Origin of the sequence: Pseudoalteromonas sp. CO342X, assembly GCF_004208915.1 — a bacterium.
Taxonomy (GTDB): Bacteria; Pseudomonadota; Gammaproteobacteria; order Enterobacterales; family Alteromonadaceae; genus Pseudoalteromonas; species Pseudoalteromonas maricaloris.
Genome location: NZ_SGPH01000035.1, coordinates 110,700 through 127,060, shown reverse-complemented (window position 1 = coordinate 127,060; position 16,361 = coordinate 110,700). Strand labels below are relative to the sequence as shown.

At 44.6% G+C, this 16,361-nt stretch carries 18 protein-coding genes; 7 read left to right on the top strand and 11 right to left on the bottom strand.

Going from position 1 to position 16,361, the window contains the following annotated elements; genetic code table 11:
• From msrA to EXT47_RS15955, 3 genes are read right to left on the bottom strand one after another with little or no spacing between them, the layout of a single operon-like run.
• Nucleotides 1–537, bottom strand: coding sequence for a peptide-methionine (S)-S-oxide reductase MsrA (gene msrA, locus EXT47_RS15965; protein WP_205991267.1), 537 nt, complete (start codon nucleotides 535–537; stop codon nucleotides 1–3).
• Nucleotides 534–3,632, bottom strand: coding sequence for an efflux RND transporter permease subunit (locus EXT47_RS15960; RefSeq protein WP_130127034.1), 3,099 nt, complete (start codon nucleotides 3,630–3,632; stop codon nucleotides 534–536). Before EXT47_RS15960 ends, msrA begins: the two co-directional genes overlap by 4 nt.
• Before the next feature lie 6 nt (nucleotides 3,633–3,638).
• The gene (locus tag EXT47_RS15955) at nucleotides 3,639–4,691 is read right to left on the bottom strand and encodes an efflux RND transporter periplasmic adaptor subunit (RefSeq protein ID WP_130127033.1); all 1,053 of its coding nucleotides are present in this window, start codon (nucleotides 4,689–4,691) and stop codon (nucleotides 3,639–3,641) included.
• 228 nt (nucleotides 4,692–4,919) lie between these two features.
• Between EXT47_RS15955 and EXT47_RS15950 the strand changes: the two genes are divergently transcribed.
• The 5 genes from EXT47_RS15950 to EXT47_RS15930 all read left to right on the top strand — a co-directional run bounded on the left by EXT47_RS15950 (nucleotide 4,920) and on the right by EXT47_RS15930 (nucleotide 9,142).
• The gene (locus EXT47_RS15950; RefSeq protein ID WP_017218431.1) at nucleotides 4,920–5,624 is read left to right on the top strand and encodes a DUF2982 domain-containing protein; all 705 of its coding nucleotides are present in this window, start codon (nucleotides 4,920–4,922) and stop codon (nucleotides 5,622–5,624) included.
• A gap of 22 nt (nucleotides 5,625–5,646) precedes the next feature.
• Nucleotides 5,647–5,979 (top strand): hypothetical protein, encoded by a 333-nt coding sequence (locus EXT47_RS15945; protein WP_010607140.1) that lies wholly within the window; start codon nucleotides 5,647–5,649, stop codon nucleotides 5,977–5,979.
• A 15-nt stretch (nucleotides 5,980–5,994) separates the two neighbouring features.
• On the top strand, nucleotides 5,995–7,680 hold the full coding sequence (locus tag EXT47_RS15940) for a DUF1566 domain-containing protein (RefSeq protein WP_039492774.1): 1,686 nt from the start codon (nucleotides 5,995–5,997) through the stop codon (nucleotides 7,678–7,680).
• A 10-nt stretch (nucleotides 7,681–7,690) separates the two neighbouring features.
• Complete coding sequence (locus EXT47_RS15935) at nucleotides 7,691–8,194, top strand: DUF1566 domain-containing protein (RefSeq protein ID WP_039492772.1); 504 nt, start codon at nucleotides 7,691–7,693, stop codon at nucleotides 8,192–8,194.
• A 177-nt stretch (nucleotides 8,195–8,371) separates the two neighbouring features.
• On the top strand, nucleotides 8,372–9,142 hold the full coding sequence (locus EXT47_RS15930; RefSeq protein WP_039492770.1) for a YggN family protein: 771 nt from the start codon (nucleotides 8,372–8,374) through the stop codon (nucleotides 9,140–9,142).
• On the opposite strand, the gene EXT47_RS15925 is transcribed toward EXT47_RS15930, so the two are convergent.
• The 7 genes from EXT47_RS15925 to EXT47_RS15895 form a co-directional block, all read right to left on the bottom strand.
• On the bottom strand, nucleotides 9,137–9,970 hold the full coding sequence (locus EXT47_RS15925; protein WP_130127032.1) for an amidohydrolase: 834 nt from the start codon (nucleotides 9,968–9,970) through the stop codon (nucleotides 9,137–9,139). The genes EXT47_RS15930 and EXT47_RS15925 overlap by 6 nt on opposite strands.
• A 14-nt stretch (nucleotides 9,971–9,984) precedes the next feature.
• A complete protein-coding gene (locus EXT47_RS15920) occupies nucleotides 9,985–10,713 on the bottom strand; it encodes an SDR family NAD(P)-dependent oxidoreductase (protein ID WP_130127108.1) in 729 nt (242 codons plus the stop codon).
• A 2-nt stretch (nucleotides 10,714–10,715) separates the two neighbouring features.
• A complete protein-coding gene (locus tag EXT47_RS15915; RefSeq protein WP_010607145.1) occupies nucleotides 10,716–11,204 on the bottom strand; it encodes a peptidylprolyl isomerase in 489 nt (162 codons plus the stop codon).
• Nucleotides 11,205–11,305: 101 nt separating this feature from the next.
• The gene (locus EXT47_RS15910) at nucleotides 11,306–12,721 is read right to left on the bottom strand and encodes a LysM peptidoglycan-binding domain-containing protein (RefSeq protein WP_130127107.1); all 1,416 of its coding nucleotides are present in this window, start codon (nucleotides 12,719–12,721) and stop codon (nucleotides 11,306–11,308) included.
• A gap of 108 nt (nucleotides 12,722–12,829) precedes the next feature.
• Nucleotides 12,830–13,810: a hypothetical protein gene (locus EXT47_RS15905; protein WP_130127031.1), complete on the bottom strand. Its 981-nt coding sequence runs from the start codon at nucleotides 13,808–13,810 to the stop codon at nucleotides 12,830–12,832.
• Nucleotides 13,810–14,094 (bottom strand): cell division protein ZapA, encoded by a 285-nt coding sequence (locus tag EXT47_RS15900; protein WP_010607148.1) that lies wholly within the window; start codon nucleotides 14,092–14,094, stop codon nucleotides 13,810–13,812. Before EXT47_RS15900 ends, EXT47_RS15905 begins: the two co-directional genes overlap by 1 nt.
• Nucleotides 14,094–14,321 (bottom strand): hypothetical protein, encoded by a 228-nt coding sequence (locus tag EXT47_RS15895; protein ID WP_010374211.1) that lies wholly within the window; start codon nucleotides 14,319–14,321, stop codon nucleotides 14,094–14,096. Before EXT47_RS15895 ends, EXT47_RS15900 begins: the two co-directional genes overlap by 1 nt.
• 234 nt (nucleotides 14,322–14,555) lie before the next feature.
• On the opposite strand from EXT47_RS15895, the gene EXT47_RS15890 reads away from it, so the two are divergent.
• Nucleotides 14,556–15,398, top strand: coding sequence for a 23S rRNA (adenine(2030)-N(6))-methyltransferase RlmJ (locus tag EXT47_RS15890; RefSeq protein WP_039492762.1), 843 nt, complete (start codon nucleotides 14,556–14,558; stop codon nucleotides 15,396–15,398).
• 137 nt (nucleotides 15,399–15,535) lie between these two features.
• The gene (locus EXT47_RS24245; RefSeq protein ID WP_130127030.1) at nucleotides 15,536–15,727 is read left to right on the top strand and encodes a hypothetical protein; all 192 of its coding nucleotides are present in this window, start codon (nucleotides 15,536–15,538) and stop codon (nucleotides 15,725–15,727) included.
• Between the two features lie 20 nt (nucleotides 15,728–15,747).
• Here the strand turns inward: EXT47_RS24245 and EXT47_RS15875 are convergent, their stop codons facing one another.
• The gene (locus tag EXT47_RS15875) at nucleotides 15,748–16,317 is read right to left on the bottom strand and encodes an alkylphosphonate utilization protein (protein WP_130127029.1); all 570 of its coding nucleotides are present in this window, start codon (nucleotides 16,315–16,317) and stop codon (nucleotides 15,748–15,750) included.
• Nucleotides 16,318–16,361 lie beyond the last annotated feature (44 nt).

Genomic DNA, 16,361 nt, shown 5'->3' with positions numbered 1-16,361 from the left:
TTAGTGTTTTAAATTCGCCGCAAAATGGCTTTCAAACTTTGCAATTTTAGGAGCAATCATCACACTGCAATAGCCTTGGTTTGGGTTTTCAGTGTAATAATCTTGGTGATAGTGCTCAGCAGGATAAAATTCAGGCGCTGGGCTAACTTCAGTCACTATTTTTTCACTTAACTGGCTTTGAAGCTGCGCAATACAATCTTGAGTTTGTTGCTGTTGCTGCTGGTCATGATAAAACACCACACTGCGGTACTGAGTACCAATGTCGTTACCTTGGCGATTCAACTGCGTTGGGTCATGCAGGGTAAAAAACATAGTAAGCAAAGTATCAAAGCTGACAATATCGGCATCAAATTGCAGTTGGACTACCTCAGCGTGGCCACTGTCTCCCCGACATATCATTTGATAGGTGGGATTATCTGTGTGGCCACCTGCGTAACCTGACTGCACTGACTCAACGCCATTGACGCGGCGAAATGCCGCATCAATACACCAAAAACAACCACCACCAAAAGTTGCGGTTTGTAAATTTGCCATTATACCTCCTGCTCAGGATGTTGTTTCGACTGCTCCTCAAGACGTTTTGTCGTCTCTTCTGGAGATTGCGTCTTCTTAGCTAGTAAAGTATAGGCGGTTGGGATAACAAACAAGGTTAAAATGGTGGCAACACTGACACCGGCAAAAATCACGACACCGATCACCATGCGGCTTTCGAACCCTGGACCTGTTGCAAACACAAGCGGGATAGAGCTCATCACGGTCGTTAGCGAGGTCATAATAATAGGTCTTAATCGCTGCGCTGCAGCATCAACAATGGCTTGTTCGAAGGCAATGCCTTTGTCACGCAATTGGTTAGCAAATTCCACGATTAAGATCCCGTTTTTGGCGCTAAGGCCAATCAACATGACAATACCAATTTGGCTATAAATGTTGAGCGTGCTGTCGGTGATAAATAACCCATACATCGCACCGACTAAGCCCAGCGGTACGGTGAGCATGATAACCAGTGGATGGACAAAGCTTTCAAACTGTGCGGCTAATACCAAGAACGTAACGGTGAGCGCCAGAATAAACACATAGGTCATCGCTGATGCACCTTCATAAAACAGCTGTGACTCGCCTTTGTAGTCGATGGCGCCATCGATATCATTCTCTTCGGCGGCAACTTTATTTAAAAAGTCGAGCGCTTGCTCCAGTGTATAGTCGCCAGCGAGGTTTGCCGTAATAGTGATTGCGCGCATACGGTTGTAGCGGTTTAATCGAGAAGCTGTGGCTTCTTCTTTTATGGTGATCAAACTGTCTAATGGCACGAGCTCATCGCTACGAGATTTCACATAAATATCAGAAATATTATCTGGGGCAGAGAAGTCGGCTTTGGTGCCTTTTAAGATCACATCGTATTCTTCACCGCGGTCAATAAAGGTGGTAACACGACGTTGTCCCAGCATGGTTTCTAGCGTTTGGCCGATGGCACTTACCGACACGCCTAAATCTGCGGCTTTGGTTTTATCAATGCTTATTAAAAACTGTGGGAAGGTTTCTTTGTAATCGTGATCGAGACGAACCAGTCCTTTATTTTCTCGTGCGCGTTCTAGAATGCGATCGCGCCATGCAGCTAACTCATCGTAGTCGTTACCTTGCAGTACAAACTCAATGGGACGTGAGTTACCGCCGCCGCCAATACCACGGCGCATAATAGCAAAGGCGCGAATATCTGTAACGTCTTGCATTTTACCGCTGATCTCATCCATGACTTCCCAAGTAGAGCGTTTTCGCTCATCCCAGTCTGGCATGCCGATAATAGCAACACCGCCTTGACCACCCCAGCCAGGCACTCGAATAAGCACGCGGCTAAGTTCCTCTGAGTCTACATAAGGAAGCAGTCGCTCTTCAATTTTTGCCATATTTTGCGAGTTGTTTTCGTAGCTTGCCCCTTCTGGACCATTCATCATAACAAAGAAAGTACCGCGGTCTTCTTTTGGTGTCAGTTCAGACGGGATCTGTTTAAACAGGCTATAGCTGGTAAAACCCGCCAGTGCCAACATCACGATCAGGCTATATTTGCGCGATAAGTTGTCTTGTAAAACTCGGCGATACCCTTGCTCTAGTCGTCCAAATTGACGGTCCATCCACTGACTAAAGCGGTTTTCTTTATTGCTAGGCTTTAATACTTTGGAGCAAAGGGCAGGAGACAAGGTCAACGCGGTAATACTGGAGAACAGCACTGCAGCACTTACTGCAAAGGCAAACTCGGTAAATAGGGCACCAATACGACCATCCATAAAGACTAAGGGAATAAACACGGCAACCAAAACCAGCGTTGTTGCAATGATGGCAAAGCCTACTTCTCGCGCGCCACGGTAGGCTGCCAGTAACTTGGGTTCGCCAAGCTCAATGCGGCGGTAGATATTTTCTAGCATCACAATGGCGTCATCGACCACCAGGCCGATGGCAAGCACGAGCGCAAGTAGTGTCAGCAAGTTGATAGAATATCCCATGGCCAGCAAGAACATAAAGGTTGCAACTAAGGCTACCGGCACGGTAACAGCAGGGATCAGCGTGGCGCGAATATTGCCAAGGAAGATGTAGATAACGAGTACCACCAACACCATGGCAATTGCAAGTGTGCTGTATACTTCAGCAATGGACTCACGGATAAAAATAGAAGAGTCGTAGCTGTCTTCTATGGTCGTGCCTTGAGGCAGGTTGCGTTTTATTTTTTCAAGCTCTTTACGGGCGTTGTCGACTACTTCTAGCGTATTGGCTTTGGCTTGTTTGACAACGCCAAGGCCAATCATATTTTTACCATTACCACGGAAGGTACTTTCGTCGTCAGCGGCTTCAAGTACCACCTGCGCGACTTCACCAAGTCGCACCAAATAGCCTTGTTCACCGCGCTTAATCACTAGGTTGTCAAAGTCTTCTTGAGTCTTATAGCTTCTGGCAATACGAACAGAAAAATCACGGTCAACGGATTCAATTTCGCCAGCGGGTAATTCTACGTTTTCTCTGCGTAGCACTTGTTCAATATCACTGCTTGTGACTCCACGAGCGGCCATCGCCTTTCGGTCTAGCCAAATTTTCATGGCGTATTGACGCTCACCGCCAATGCGTACATTTGATACGCCATCAACAACCGCCAGACGGTCAACGATAAAGCGCTGGGCGTAGTCTGAAAGCTGCAAGGTATCCATGGTTTCGCTATTGAGTACAAACCAAGCTATAGGGCTTTCATCGCTGTTTGATTTCGATACTTCAGGCGGCCTAACTTGCTCTGGTAGTCTATCTAGCGCACGAGAAACGCGCTCACGTACATCATTTGCAGCAGCGTCGATATCACGATCGATATTAAATTCGATAGTGATATTGGAGCTACCGTTGCGGCTACTGGAATTTATGCTTTTGATCCCTTCGATCCCCGAAATCCGGTTTTCTAGTACTTGGGTGATCTTGGTTTCTACTACTTCCGCTGATGCGCCTGTGTAGTTAGTGCTTACACTGACAATTGGGGTTTCAATATCAGGGTATTCGCGCAGCGGTAGCATAGTAAATGCCACTAAGCCAAAGGTCAGCAGCAGTAAGTTGATGACGATCGCGAAGATCGGGCGCTTTACCGCCGTATCAGTGATTCTCACGTCGCCTTACCCCTTTACTTCAACTTTTGAGCCTGAGCGGATCTTCAAGGTGCCTTCCGTGATCACTTGTTGTCCTTCTGTAAGCCCTTCGTCGATAGCCACCCAGCCGCTAAAGCGAGTTTGCAGGTGTACTTCGCGTTGTTGCGCTTTACCTTGGTCGTCAATGACAAATACAAAATGCTTGTCTTGTCTTGGAATGATGCTTTTTTCTGGCACCACAAGGGCTTGTAATCGAGCCAGTTCAAGCCCCATATGCAGCAGCATACCTGGGCGAAGTTTATGGTCTAGGTTGGTGAAGCTTGCTGTCACTCGTACCGAGCGCGTTTGTTCATTAATACGCGGGTCAATATGGGAGACCTTACCAGTAAATATTTGCTCTGGGTAAGCTTCGCTTTGTGCATTCACTTGCATACCAAGCTGTAGTTGCGCTAGGTATTTTTCTGGTACCTGAAAATCCACTTTAATGATGCTAATGTCATCGAGCGTGGTGATCACTGTATTGTTGTTTACGAAGCTACCAATGGAGACATTTCGAGTACCCAGTAATCCATCGAATGGCGCATAAATGGTCATCTCGGCGAGTTTTGTTTTAGTGGCTTCCAATTGTGCCGTTAAGGTGTCTACCTTTGCTGATTGTGCTTCTAGTTGAGAGCGAGCCGCCGATTGAGTTTTTGCTAGGTCTTTAAGGCGGTTTAGTTGTCTAATTTCTTCTTTTAGCGTCACTTTCAGCGCTTCGATATCGAGTTTCTCTTCGGCATCACGCAACTGGACTAGCTTATCGCCTTGTTTTACTACGTCTCCGTCATCGAAATATAGGGCTGCCACGTAGTCGCTTTGGGCGCTACTCACGTTGATTGCTTGATTTGCTCTAGCGGAACCAATAGAGTGAACAGCAATAATACGTTCTTCTTTGGCTACAGTATGAGCTTGAACGGAGGTTACGGGTGCCGAGTTGCCACTCATCTTGCCTTCCGAGGCTGGTAAATATAAATAGCCGCTGATAACGACTAGCACTACAATGATAAAAGGAAACAGTGCTTTTCCTGATTGATGACGCATAAAAGTGACCCAGATTATAATTTGTCTCTAGTTTACAAAATTAAAGGCTAACAAAGTCTACGGCATATCCTGTAAATTTGTGCATTAAACGAAAATGTAATTCAATTTAAGTGTTTGTACCTAAATTAAATATTATGAAACTCAGTCATTCATGTAAACGATGCATCACAATACGTAAATTAGTCGCATGGGCGATCATCATGTATATCTTTTATGTCTGGTATACCCATGCTTGAAGCAAAACTACGTGCAACCGCTGATCGCAATGGCGTTGAATTTATGCTGGTTGGTGCAATTGGATTGGTTGTTATCATGCTTTTTGTCAACTTGCGTGGTACAGCTATTACTATTGTAGAAATATTTCTTGCCAGCGCCATGTTAGTGGCTATTTTTGTTGGATTTCTTAAAAGTCAGCAACCATATTTTAGTTTATACTTTACAGAACAAGAGTTTAGGTATGTGCATAAATATGGAGCTTGGCCGCTATCCATTGTAAACTTCCACTCCAGCGGCATTCCCAAAGTTCAACAAGGTGTTGAAACACTTGAGTTAAATGCAGTTGGTATTAAACTTAATGATATTGATGCGTTTTTATTAAATTTAACACCTCGACTTGCGGGTAAATTATTGATCGAGCAGCGGCATATTTTTTTACAAGCTGTTAAAATGCATTGCGAAAATGGCAACTGCCCATCTGAATGGTTGATAGAAGAAACCGTTTTTCGCTCCAAGGCGGGAAAAGAATATACTGGTTTAATGGCAATGTTTGCAAACCGGATGGATAATTTAAAGACAGTGACGGGATATGATTTATTGATCCCCGCGACTGCCTTAGACAGGGATATTTGGCAATTTTCAGTCATGTTAAACCGCTGGAAACTTAACCCTAAAGAGGTGGTAAAAGCATTGTTAGAAGAACAAACCACCTACTGAAGATGTAACAGGATACACCAATATGAGCTTAGAAACGGCCTATATTAAAAGTGGGCGTAATACCATTATTCACAAAGAGAAGAAGTTAGATCTTGTGATTGTGAATGGTGAAGCACACCCAAAAATCAAGGTGACTGCAAATGGTTTGGTGCCTTTTAAGGAAGACTTACCTAGAAACCGAAGAGAAGCTAAAGAGCGTTATTTAGAGGTCGTCCACGTTTCGAGTATTGATGTATTTGGTGAAGTAAAGCGGTTGTTGTTTATTCAGGCTTTAGACGGCCGAGAATACAAAATAGATTACAGTAAAGTTGGCACTAAGTTGTTCGTGCGAATACATCAAGAGAGTTATCTATAATTCATAAGGAATAATATGAATGCATTCAAGGGAAGTTGGGTTGTACTTGCGCTAATATTAACGGGTTGTGGCGGAGGCTCTGGGAGTGATGAACCGAGTCAAGTCAGCGCATCGGTTAACGCGGGTGCTGATGTCCAAGTAACTGAAAAAACAGAAGTCACCTTGAATGCACAAGCATCACCTGCAGGTGGTACTTTTAACTGGCAAGTAATCTCTGGTGCAAACGTCAGTGAATTTCCAATCACGGAGCAACAAGCCGCTTTTGTTGCACCGGATATCAAAGCCGATGTCAATTTACTTATTCAGGTTGATTATGTTGCGCCTGATGGCAGTCTTGCAAGCGACCAAGTGACGGTTGCTATCAAATCTAACAATCAATTACCTATACCAAGTATCAGCCAAACAGCACCGGAAACATTACCAGCCAAATATAAAGATACTATTGTCCTCAGTGGCGCAGGCTCCTCCGATCCAGATGAAAATGGCCAAGTGGTTGCTTATCAGTGGCAGCAAGTAAGTGGTCCCACAACAATACAGCCAACGGGCTTGAATACAGCTACTTTATCTTTTGTCCATCCATTATTGGCGAGCTCTCAGGCGTCAATCTGGCAGTTGACGGTTACCGATGATGAAGGCGGACAAGCCAGTACCCAGTTTACCCTCGGGCTACTTGCGAATTCGGATGTGGTAGTGGCAGATGCTGGGAGCGACCAGCAAGTGCAAGAGTTTGATGAGGTCACGCTTGATGGCTCAAACAGTGATACTGTATCTGGTCAGAAACAGTGTGTATGGCGGCAAGTGACGTCTGGCACTCAGATAGCATTAAGTTCTGTTACCGGGTGTTCAACAACTTTTAACGCACCAGATCAAAATATTTTGTCGCAAGTGGAATTTGAGCTGACCGTTACTGACTCGCAAAACCGCTCTGCTACCGACACCGTGCGCATTGATATCGAGAAAAAGCCATTAGGTAAACTAAACGATAGTGGCCAAACCGCGTGTTATAACAATACGGATGCGATCACTTGTAGTATGACGCAGTTTACGGCTCAAGATGCGCAGCGTGGGCGTGATAATTTTGCCTCTCAGGTGGCGAAAGAAGGCAGTGGTCGAGCAGGTTTTGATTTTACCAAATTAAATCGCTTTGCGGATGAATTGCCTGATGACGCTACGGACTTTGCTTGCGTTCGTGATAACGTCACTGGACTTATTTGGGAAGTGAAAGAAGCAAGTTCGGGTACATTACCAAACACTTCTTCTCGCAACGCACAAAATAGTTATACCTGGTATGTTGAGGTAGACGGAGCAATTGCCGAGGGAAGTGTTCAGGCTGCAGCAAATACAACCTGCCCGCAGGATAGTCATTGTGGTATTCAAGCTTTGATTGATGAAGTGAATAATCCTGCCGTTGGAGAGCAAAGTTACTGTGGTGGTAACAATTGGCGCTTACCAACTTATATGGAACTACTTGGACTACTAGATTACGGCAGTGCAAGTACAGCGGTGATAGATGAAGCGCTTTTCCCTAATTTACCTAGTACAACCACGCTTGGTCATCGCTATTACTGGACCTTGCAGTCGAGTTTAGATGGTACCGGTGGCACGCTGAGAAGAGCTTATGTTGTCGACATGGATACGGGCAATGATTTTGCAGTAGAAAAGTCTAGCAGCGCATTTGTTAGGTTGGTAAGGAATCCTTAGGGAGCGTGGTATGAAAATTATTGCAACTATACTATTTACTTTGTCATTAACGGCTGTTTGCCAAGCGCAAACTTGCGTTGGTACCGGCTCCAATACCAGTCGCTATACGATAAACAGCAACGGTACTGTGCTCGATAGCCAAACGGGATTAATGTGGCAGCGCTGCAACTTTGGGCAAAGTTACAACGCGACTGCTCAAAGTTGTGAAGGCAATGCTCAGCAACTTACTTGGCAGCAAGCATTGGTGGTTGCCAACGAAGACCAATTTGCAGGGTTTACAGACTGGCAAGTGCCTAACGTTAAAGAACTGGCCAGTATTGTGTATCACGAGTGTGTGACTCCAGCAATAAACATAACGGTATTTCCAACGACCAAAAGTAATAATTATTGGTCGGCAACGACCCAAACGAACCAACCTCAGTTTGCTTGGGTGTATCAGTTTGCTGATGGTAAAAATAATCCAACCATTAAAACTGCGGATGCCTTTGTCAGGTTAGTAAGATACTACCAATAGCCCTTATTAGTGGTATTGCTACTACCCTTGATGCTAACGGGTATGGATCTCTAATATTGCCAGTCAGACATAGCTTGTTACTTTCATCCGTCTAAAATGGCTTTGGGATTGTTTGATCTTTTGGTACTCTCCTGAAGCACCCCTTTCCCGTCTTACATTCTGCACACAGGAGGCCATATGAATCGATTACTCAGCGCGATAGCCTTGTCTTGTGCCGTATTGACGTCTTCTGCCCATGCTAACAATAAGTGCGATGTTGAACTTGGGCATGGTCTTATCATCACTGACAACGAAATTCGTATCGTTGATGATGGTCAGACTCGAATCCAAATCAACAATGATAGTCAGCTTTTTATTCTAGGTCGCTGGATTGAGTTAGATCAGGAAGGGGAGAGAGTTGTGCGCGAGTACTCTCTAGGAATACGGGATACCGTTCCTGAGCTGGTTAATCTGGCGACCGATGGCGTCAACCTCGGATTGAGTGCGATTGAGCAGGTGGTTGAGGGGATGTCCGACAAAGAACCTGAAGTGCTCAAAACGCAGTTGCAATACGTTGAACGTGCGCTGATGGATAAGTTTAAGCGTGGAGATGATTTCTTTTTTATCGCACCACAGTCACTTTCTAAAATTGATGATTTCTTTACTAAAGAGATCAGTCAAAAAATTCACTCTGCTGTTCATGGTTCGTTGGGCTCTATTTTAGTCTCTTTGGGGGATGCGTTTAAATCTCGCGAAGGGAATATCGAAGATCGCATTAACGATATGGGACAACGCATGGAGATTATTTCGAAAGAGATAGATAAATCGCTGCAGAAAAAGGCCCATCAATTAGAAGAAAAAGCGGCAGAATATTGCGAGTGCTTAAACACCTTAGATCAAACGGAAGAAAAACTACAGCGCATAGTACCTGAGCTAGTTGCTTACGATCTCGTCCAGATCCGCTCATAATCCATAGCAACTTTTGGCATTGTCTCGGCTGAGTTTATGCCAAGTTGACGATATGCCTATCACGTCTAAATAATCCTGCCATATTTGCCAATAGCTTTTTTGCATAAGAGAAACCGGATAATTCGAACCTAGCATTAGGCTCTCTTCTCCCGCATGTGTGATTAAGTGAGTAAGCCACTCAGAGAGTGTGAGTGGGTTTGCTAACATTTCGTGGCCAGAGCACTTGATCATGACATTATTAAGCGCTCCAATGCGCCTTAATATATCTGTACAAGGACTGTTAGCGTCAATAAAACCAGCATGGTTAAATACGATTTTAAGGTCAGCTTTTTGTTCTGCAAGTTGTAATAAAAGGTCGACTTTTTCGCTTTGTTTAAATTCTAATTGCGCCTCAAAATGTAGTCCATGCTCGGCAAGACAGGTGAGATTTTCGAGCACGAAAGGCGCAGATAAACGTTGGCTGTCACAGCCTTCGGTGATGTCTCTTATCGCCACGAGATGAGGATGTGCTAACTGTGCTATAGCTGCGCTAAATTGCTCAGGAGTCGCGTTAATAGGGGCGTAACCGACGGCTTTAAAAGGAAAGCTGCCAAGTTCCTGAGTTAACCAATGTAATTCGTTGATGGGATTGTGATTATCAAAACCGGCTTCCACATGCACTAAGGCTTCGAGTGTAAACTGTGCATGGTGGGGGAGACTTGTAAGGGTATGGTTCTGCCTTATTTTTTCCAGATTAGGCCAAGCCGGCGGGTTGTGCTTGAGCCAAGAATATTGTCCTAACGCTAAATCGAAAAAGTGTAGGTGGCTATCAATAATTCTCAGACTCATCACGCATTCCTTTTTTACTGTGCGGTATAACCGCCATCAATGTTTTGTAGGCTACCTGTGATAAAACTCGCATCCTCACTTAGCAAGAAAGCGACCAGCGCAGCAACCTCTTGCGGTTGCCCTAATCTACCCAATGGTTGCAACTGGGCTTCTTCTGCAACGATTTCTGCTTTATCAGCGCCGCTGCGCGCACAGTAACTATCAATGGCATGATGGAATAACGGAGTTTCAATTGTGCCAGGGCACACTGCATTCGCGCGAATGTTAAATTTGGCGTAATCCAATGCTGTGGTTTTCGCCATCGAAGCAAGCGCACATTTAGAAAGGTTGTAAGCGAAAGAGTTAGGTTTACCAATAACTGCCTGATCCGAAGACATCAATACGATGCTACCGCTACCTTGTGATTTCATGCTTGGTAATACGGCTTGAATGGCAGCGTAAGCGCCTTTCACATTTAATGCAAAAAGGGCATCAAATGTGGCTTCGTCGGTATCTTCGATTGTAGCACTCAGATGTTTCCCCGCGTTTGAAACGAGCGCATCTATTTTCCCTGTTTCTGCGACTATATCTGCAATTGCTGCTTTTACATCGGCGACTTTACTGACGTCACAATGGCGAAAAATCCCTTGTTCACTGGGCTGAATATCGAGGTTATAAACGGTATATTGTTGCGATAGCAGCTTGTTGACAATGGCGGCGCCAATGCCAAAGCTGCCACCGGTAACGATGGCAACTTGGTTCATCATTAGTGTCCGCAGCCGCCAGCAGCGTGTACGTGACCATGTGAAATTTCTTCTGCAGTTGCTTCGCGTACAGAAAGGATCTCAACATCAAACGTTAGTGTTTTGCCTGCGAATGGGTGGTTTAAGTCGCAATCCGCATTGAAGCGTCCTACTTTTACTACCTTAACCTGATGACGACCTTGGTTTGAATCGACAATAGCAGTCATGCCTGGCTTCCAAACTTTGCTGTCACCAAGACCTTGAAGGTGTTTAATAGGAATGCGCTGTACTAGACCTTCTTGATATTCGCCATAAGCTTGCTCTGGCGTTAAGGTTACCGTAAAGCTATCGCCACCGGTTTTACCTTCAAGTTCACTTTCAAGACCAGGTAGCATGCCTTCAGTACCGTGCAGGTAGTTTAGTGGCTCGCCTTCTTTGCTTGATTCGATTTGGCTGTCACCTTCGTGAAGTGTGTAGTGAAACTCTACCACTGTGTTCTTTGCAATTTGCATAAGTAAACCTTAAATAAATAGTGTTCGGTGACGCCATTTAGCATCCACCTGTAAAGCGTGTAGTTTACGTGAGTGCGCTTCTTGGACGCAAGTCTATCCCTTTAATTTGGGCTCTCACTTTGCTTTGGCTTGCCATGGCGCAGTATTGATTGGAGCGCTTCAATGCTAGAGATTGAGGAGCTAGCTGGTTGAGTCTTATTGCTTTTTGGTGCAGCAGGAGCTGGTAAAAACACCATTAACACTTTGCCAGGTTTTAATAGACTCTGTGCCGTGAGTGAATTCCAATTTAATAAATCTTTTACCGCGACCTTGTAGTGACGGCTGATAGTCCACAATGACTCGCCTTGTTTTATGGTGTGGTGATGTTCCACTTGCGGTATGGGCTTGGCTTTTATTTCTTTAATATAAGGGCTTACGTCATAGTCGATGAGTAAGTCTAACTGCTCATTACTCTCGGAAACTAATAGCTTTTCGCCAACTCGGATCAAATCAGAGCGCTTATTGTTTAGCGCTTTTAGTGCATTTACGCTCATCCCCGCATTTAATGCGATGCGGTAGAGTGTGTCGTTGGCTTTGACAGTGTAGCCTTGGCTGAAGTTTTCCCTGAAAAATGCACTTTTCAACAATGTTTGCTCGGATAATGGTAATAACACTTTGTGCGGACCGTTTGGAGAGCTTCTATGTTTTAAGATCCCTTGATTGAGTGCGTATAGTTGACGCTTTTTGATACCACTGAGTTTAGCCAGTTGATTGACGTCAAATTGCTGTCCAATATCAAGTATCGACGTAGTGGCCTTGTTGGGCAAACTTGGTATCTTAAAACCCTTGGGTGAGGTTTTTAGTAAGTGGCTGAGCGCTAAGAGTTTGGGCACGTAGTCTGCGGTTTCTTTTGGTAATGTTAAGTGCCAAAAGTGGGTCGACTTTCCTGCTTTTCTATTTTTTGCGATGGCCTTTTTGACGCGCCCTTCACCACTATTGTAGGCTGCAAGCGCGTGTAGCCAGTCGCCATCAAAGCGTTCATGCAAATACAGCAAATAATCAAGCGCGGCGTCAGTCGATGCTAACACATCCTGTCGACCGTCATACCATTCGTCTTTCTTGATGCCGAAATGGTAGGCAGTGGCATCCACTAGTTGCCAAACTCCAACAGCATTTTGTTGCGATTTGGCCTTTGGTCTAAAGTCACTTTCGACAAAAGGGAGTAATGCGATTTCAATAGGGAGACCTTTGCGCTCTACCTTTTTTACTACGTGATAAAAGTAGGGGGCGGCGCGCTTATTTACCACATTGAGATAATTAGGCTGTGATAAATACCATTTTATGCGCTTATCAAGCCTTGGGTGAGATGCAGTATTAAAACTGAGCTTTTGGCGTATGTGTTGCCATAAATCATCGTCTCTGAGGGGAGCTTTAACGGTAGTGATTTTGGGTGGTTCTACCTCAACGATAGCAGGAGACGTGACTGGCTTTTCTACGGGCACTTGAGTGAGAGCCGACAAAATGGCTTGCCTGCTCACCTGTGGACTGCTACTGCTTTTACACCCAGAGAGCATGGTTAATAATATTAACCCACTCAGCTGTATTAATACTCTGTTCATCCTTTAACTATACCGAGAGGTTAAGTTTTATTCAAAATTTCTTTGCTGCTGAAAGTGCTGCCACTGCAATAACGCGCGTTGCTGCATGTGTTTATCTGGATATAAAATACTTATCTTTTCAACCACTTGCTGAGTATCTTGTAACGCTAATAAAGCCAAAAATTGTGCTGGAGTGGTCAGCATTTCAGGACGGTAGGGTTTTCCTGTTGCTGGTAATATCCAATCGAGTGCATAGCGATTAAAGTGAATAATCGCTTGTTGCCACTGTGTAGTATGCGGTAAATGCGCAAGTGGGATCTGATCCACGCTATAACCTGCTATCAAGCCTTGATATTTTGGCAGATAAACACTGATGTCATGACCGCTAAAGCCCGTGACTTGAGCAAGCTCAACCACTACACCTCCTAGCTCCACAGTTTTAGGCGCGTTACCAATGGCTTTACTCGATGGCGCTTGTGTGGCGAGCTTGGACCACGTTGCAATTCTACTTTTTGCTAGTGCAAGTTTGGCTTGCCATTTCGGCCGTTCACTAGGTTCTAGAGACGCGATACGATTTTCACTAAGCATGACGCTTTGGTTAAAAAGCTCAAGCTGTGAGTGAAAGGCCCTCGTCAATGCGTTGGCTGATGTTGCCGTTGGACTTAGCCATTGTAAATTTGGATAAGCATGCTTGAGTAGCACTATGCTGGTGTCTTGTTTGATATCGGCATGCAAAGAGATTGCGTAACAAAGCGGAACGGTGAGGCGCTTTTCTAATTCGTGGATCAAGGCTTCTGTGGTGACAAGATCGCCATGTATGGATGCCAACAGTGCACACTGTTTGCCAATAACTAAAGCTTGATTGGGCTGTAAAGCGCTATCTTTTCCTTGGATAAAATAAACCGCGTCATTGACTTTATGGAACTGATTAGCATTGGCGGCGGTGCTTTTAAAACTTGCCGCCAATAGAATGATAGCCCAAATAAGAGAGATGCTACGTAAGATAGGTTTGCTCCAGGATGTCGGCATTATTCGCCTGCTGGCAGCACTAACTTGTCGATGAGCGTGGAAACGAACTCTGCGTCTTGCTGTTGCTTTGCTTCCAATGCTTGTAAATCATGACAAAGGTGTAGGGCTGCGAGTAGTAAAGCATTGTGATCATTGCGAACAGTTGAACGTTTACGCATTTCTTCTACACGTCGGTCTAAAAGCGCTACGGCGTTATGCAGCGCTTCTTCTTGATCTGGCGCACATGCAAATTGATGTGACTTGCCAAGTAACGTCACTGTTACTTGGTTATTCTGCTCAGACATTAGCTCGCCTGTTGAGTTTGCAACTTATCAAGTAGGCCAGATAAAGATGAACTAAATTCTTTTTGCTTTTCTTCGCTTTCTAGCATTTCAAGCTGTAGGGTTTCATTTTCATCGATGAGTTTTTGATTTTGTTCTTTTAGTGCCGAAACTTCCGATTTTAACTGGTTATTTTGGCTCAAAAGTTGGTCAATCAACTGGTCGAGTTTTTGGAGATCTTGGTTATTCATAAATGCGCTCATATGACTGTGATTTGTCATGCAAATGTAAAACAAAGCGGCTAAGGATGCTAGTGTTTACGCGACTTTCTGCTGATTTTTCTCAACTTTTAAGAGATAATGCCGATATTGGAATATTTTGTTCAGAAGTGATTCAGTCTAAAGTTAAAAATTGATGAATCATTGCTTAAATTTAGCTCAGGTTTATTTCACCAGTGTTGTTATTATTTTTATCAAGGCGGGGTTATGCTCAGTTACCGACATTCTTTTCATGCAGGAAACCCTGCCGATGTGATCAAACATTTAGTATTGGCAGAAGCTCTGTCATACATGGCTAAAAAAGATAAGCCATACGATTACGTGGATACGCACTCTGGCGCTGGTTTTTTTGAGCTGGCGAGCAGTGATGCGCAAAAAACTCAGGAGTATCTGCAAGGCATAGCTAAGCTGTGGAACTATTCAGGATCCGTGTCGGCAATTAGCGACTATGTGGCACTAATCAAGTCTTTTAACGAAGGCGATAAATTAAGCCATTATCCTGGTTCTCCTAAGGTAGCGGAGCACTTCTTACGTCGTCAGGATAACGGCTGGTTTTTTGAGCTACATCCAAAAGATCTTGAGCTGTTAAAGCAAAATACGGCACATAAAAAATCACTGCGCGTCACTGGGAGTGATGGTTTTAAAGGGCTGTTAGGATTGGTGCCTCCAGCTTCACGCAGAGCCTGCGTGCTGATGGATCCTCCATATGAAATCAAATCCGATTATGATGTTGCGGTTAAAAGCATTATAAAAGCGCACAAGAAGTTTGATTCCGGCGTGTATATGATCTGGTACCCCGTTGTTGACCGTGAACGCATTGATGCAATGGAGTCGAGCCTGATTGAATCTGGAGTGCGTAATATCCAAGTGTTTGAACTTGCCACCCGGGCAGATACCCAAGAACGAGGCATGACGGCTTCTGGTATGATGGTGATCAATCCACCTTGGACCTTAAAGAAAACCATGGATCAAGTGTTGCCCGAGCTGGTTTCATTATTGGCTGAGGATGACGGTGCGTTTTATCGCAGTATTCAATTAGTAGAAGAATAGTAAAAATAAACTGCTAAGCTATCTAGGGCCTGTTTACCTTTCAAGTTTGTTTTTGCAGCAGTTTGATTGGTATTTGTACAAGGCAGAGCCTGCGTAGCATAGTTATTCTATGTGAGTCAGGCGAGAACACAGTAGAAATGCTAATCAAGCGCTGCCCTTTGGGTTCACCTGAGTGCGCTTTGTTCATTGTTGCTCAACTTTTGCCTAGATTACTAGGTGGCAAGTCGAGCGTCGCGACCAAAACACACTCAGGAGAACAAAAATCAAACAGCAAAGATCAACAGGCCCTAGTCGATAAGGCATTGAAGATACTTAGCAGTTTATCTTAGGGCGTGTTAGCTTGCGCTAGTTACTTCTTAACAAACTTCGTTAAAATAACGATGTTTTGACCTTCTACACGGCCTTCAATATGCTCTGGGTTTGAAGGCGAAAGACGAATGTTACGTACCGCAGTGCCGCGTTTTGCAACTAGGCTACTACCTTTAACATCCAAGTCTTTAATCAAGGTCACTGTGTCACCTGCGCTTAACTTCACCCCGTTACTGTCTAAGTGGACAAGGTCGTCATCCTCTGCAAGTGCTTGATCAGCCCATGCTCGAGTCTCATCTTCTAGATACAGCATGTCTAATGCATCTTGAGCCCAGCCATTATCCGGCGCAAGGCGCTTAAGCATACGGTAGGCAACAACCTGAACAGCTGGAACTTGGCTCCACATACTATCATTTAAACAGTGCCAATGGTTGGCTTCTAAATCCTGTTGACCTTCAACCTGTGGTTTGCACTGGCTACAAAGATAAACAGATTTGTCAGAATGCGCCTCGGCGACAGGTGGTACTTCGTATACTTCGAGGCCATCCGTTGAGGTACATAGCTCACATTGATTGTTACTGCGCTCAGTAAGCGCGGCAGCGATAGTCATAATGATTTCCCAAGCTGTAAAAGCGCCATTATACCAAATGCCTC

Excerpts from the sequence above, each read along its gene's own strand:
- EXT47_RS24245 (WP_130127030.1), top strand. The coding sequence starts at position 15,536 with ATGCTAATCAAGCGCTGCCCTTTGGGTTCACCTGAGTGCGCTTTGTTC.
- EXT47_RS15895 (WP_010374211.1), bottom strand. The coding sequence starts at position 14,321 with ATGAATAACCAAGATCTCCAAAAACTCGACCAGTTGATTGACCAACTT.
- EXT47_RS15900 (WP_010607148.1), bottom strand. The coding sequence starts at position 14,094 with ATGTCTGAGCAGAATAACCAAGTAACAGTGACGTTACTTGGCAAGTCA.
- EXT47_RS15945 (WP_010607140.1), top strand. The coding sequence starts at position 5,647 with ATGAGCTTAGAAACGGCCTATATTAAAAGTGGGCGTAATACCATTATT.
- EXT47_RS15925 (WP_130127032.1), bottom strand. The coding sequence starts at position 9,970 with ATGAGTCTGAGAATTATTGATAGCCACCTACACTTTTTCGATTTAGCG.
- EXT47_RS15955 (WP_130127033.1), bottom strand. The coding sequence starts at position 4,691 with ATGCGTCATCAATCAGGAAAAGCACTGTTTCCTTTTATCATTGTAGTG.
- EXT47_RS15930 (WP_039492770.1), top strand. The coding sequence starts at position 8,372 with ATGAATCGATTACTCAGCGCGATAGCCTTGTCTTGTGCCGTATTGACG.
- EXT47_RS15915 (WP_010607145.1), bottom strand. The coding sequence starts at position 11,204 with ATGCAAATTGCAAAGAACACAGTGGTAGAGTTTCACTACACACTTCAC.
- EXT47_RS15890 (WP_039492762.1), top strand. The coding sequence starts at position 14,556 with ATGCTCAGTTACCGACATTCTTTTCATGCAGGAAACCCTGCCGATGTG.
- EXT47_RS15940 (WP_039492774.1), top strand. The coding sequence starts at position 5,995 with ATGAATGCATTCAAGGGAAGTTGGGTTGTACTTGCGCTAATATTAACG.
- EXT47_RS15920 (WP_130127108.1), bottom strand. The coding sequence starts at position 10,713 with ATGAACCAAGTTGCCATCGTTACCGGTGGCAGCTTTGGCATTGGCGCC.
- EXT47_RS15950 (WP_017218431.1), top strand. The coding sequence starts at position 4,920 with ATGCTTGAAGCAAAACTACGTGCAACCGCTGATCGCAATGGCGTTGAA.
- EXT47_RS15935 (WP_039492772.1), top strand. The coding sequence starts at position 7,691 with ATGAAAATTATTGCAACTATACTATTTACTTTGTCATTAACGGCTGTT.
- EXT47_RS15905 (WP_130127031.1), bottom strand. The coding sequence starts at position 13,810 with ATGCCGACATCCTGGAGCAAACCTATCTTACGTAGCATCTCTCTTATT.
- EXT47_RS15875 (WP_130127029.1), bottom strand. The coding sequence starts at position 16,317 with ATGACTATCGCTGCCGCGCTTACTGAGCGCAGTAACAATCAATGTGAG.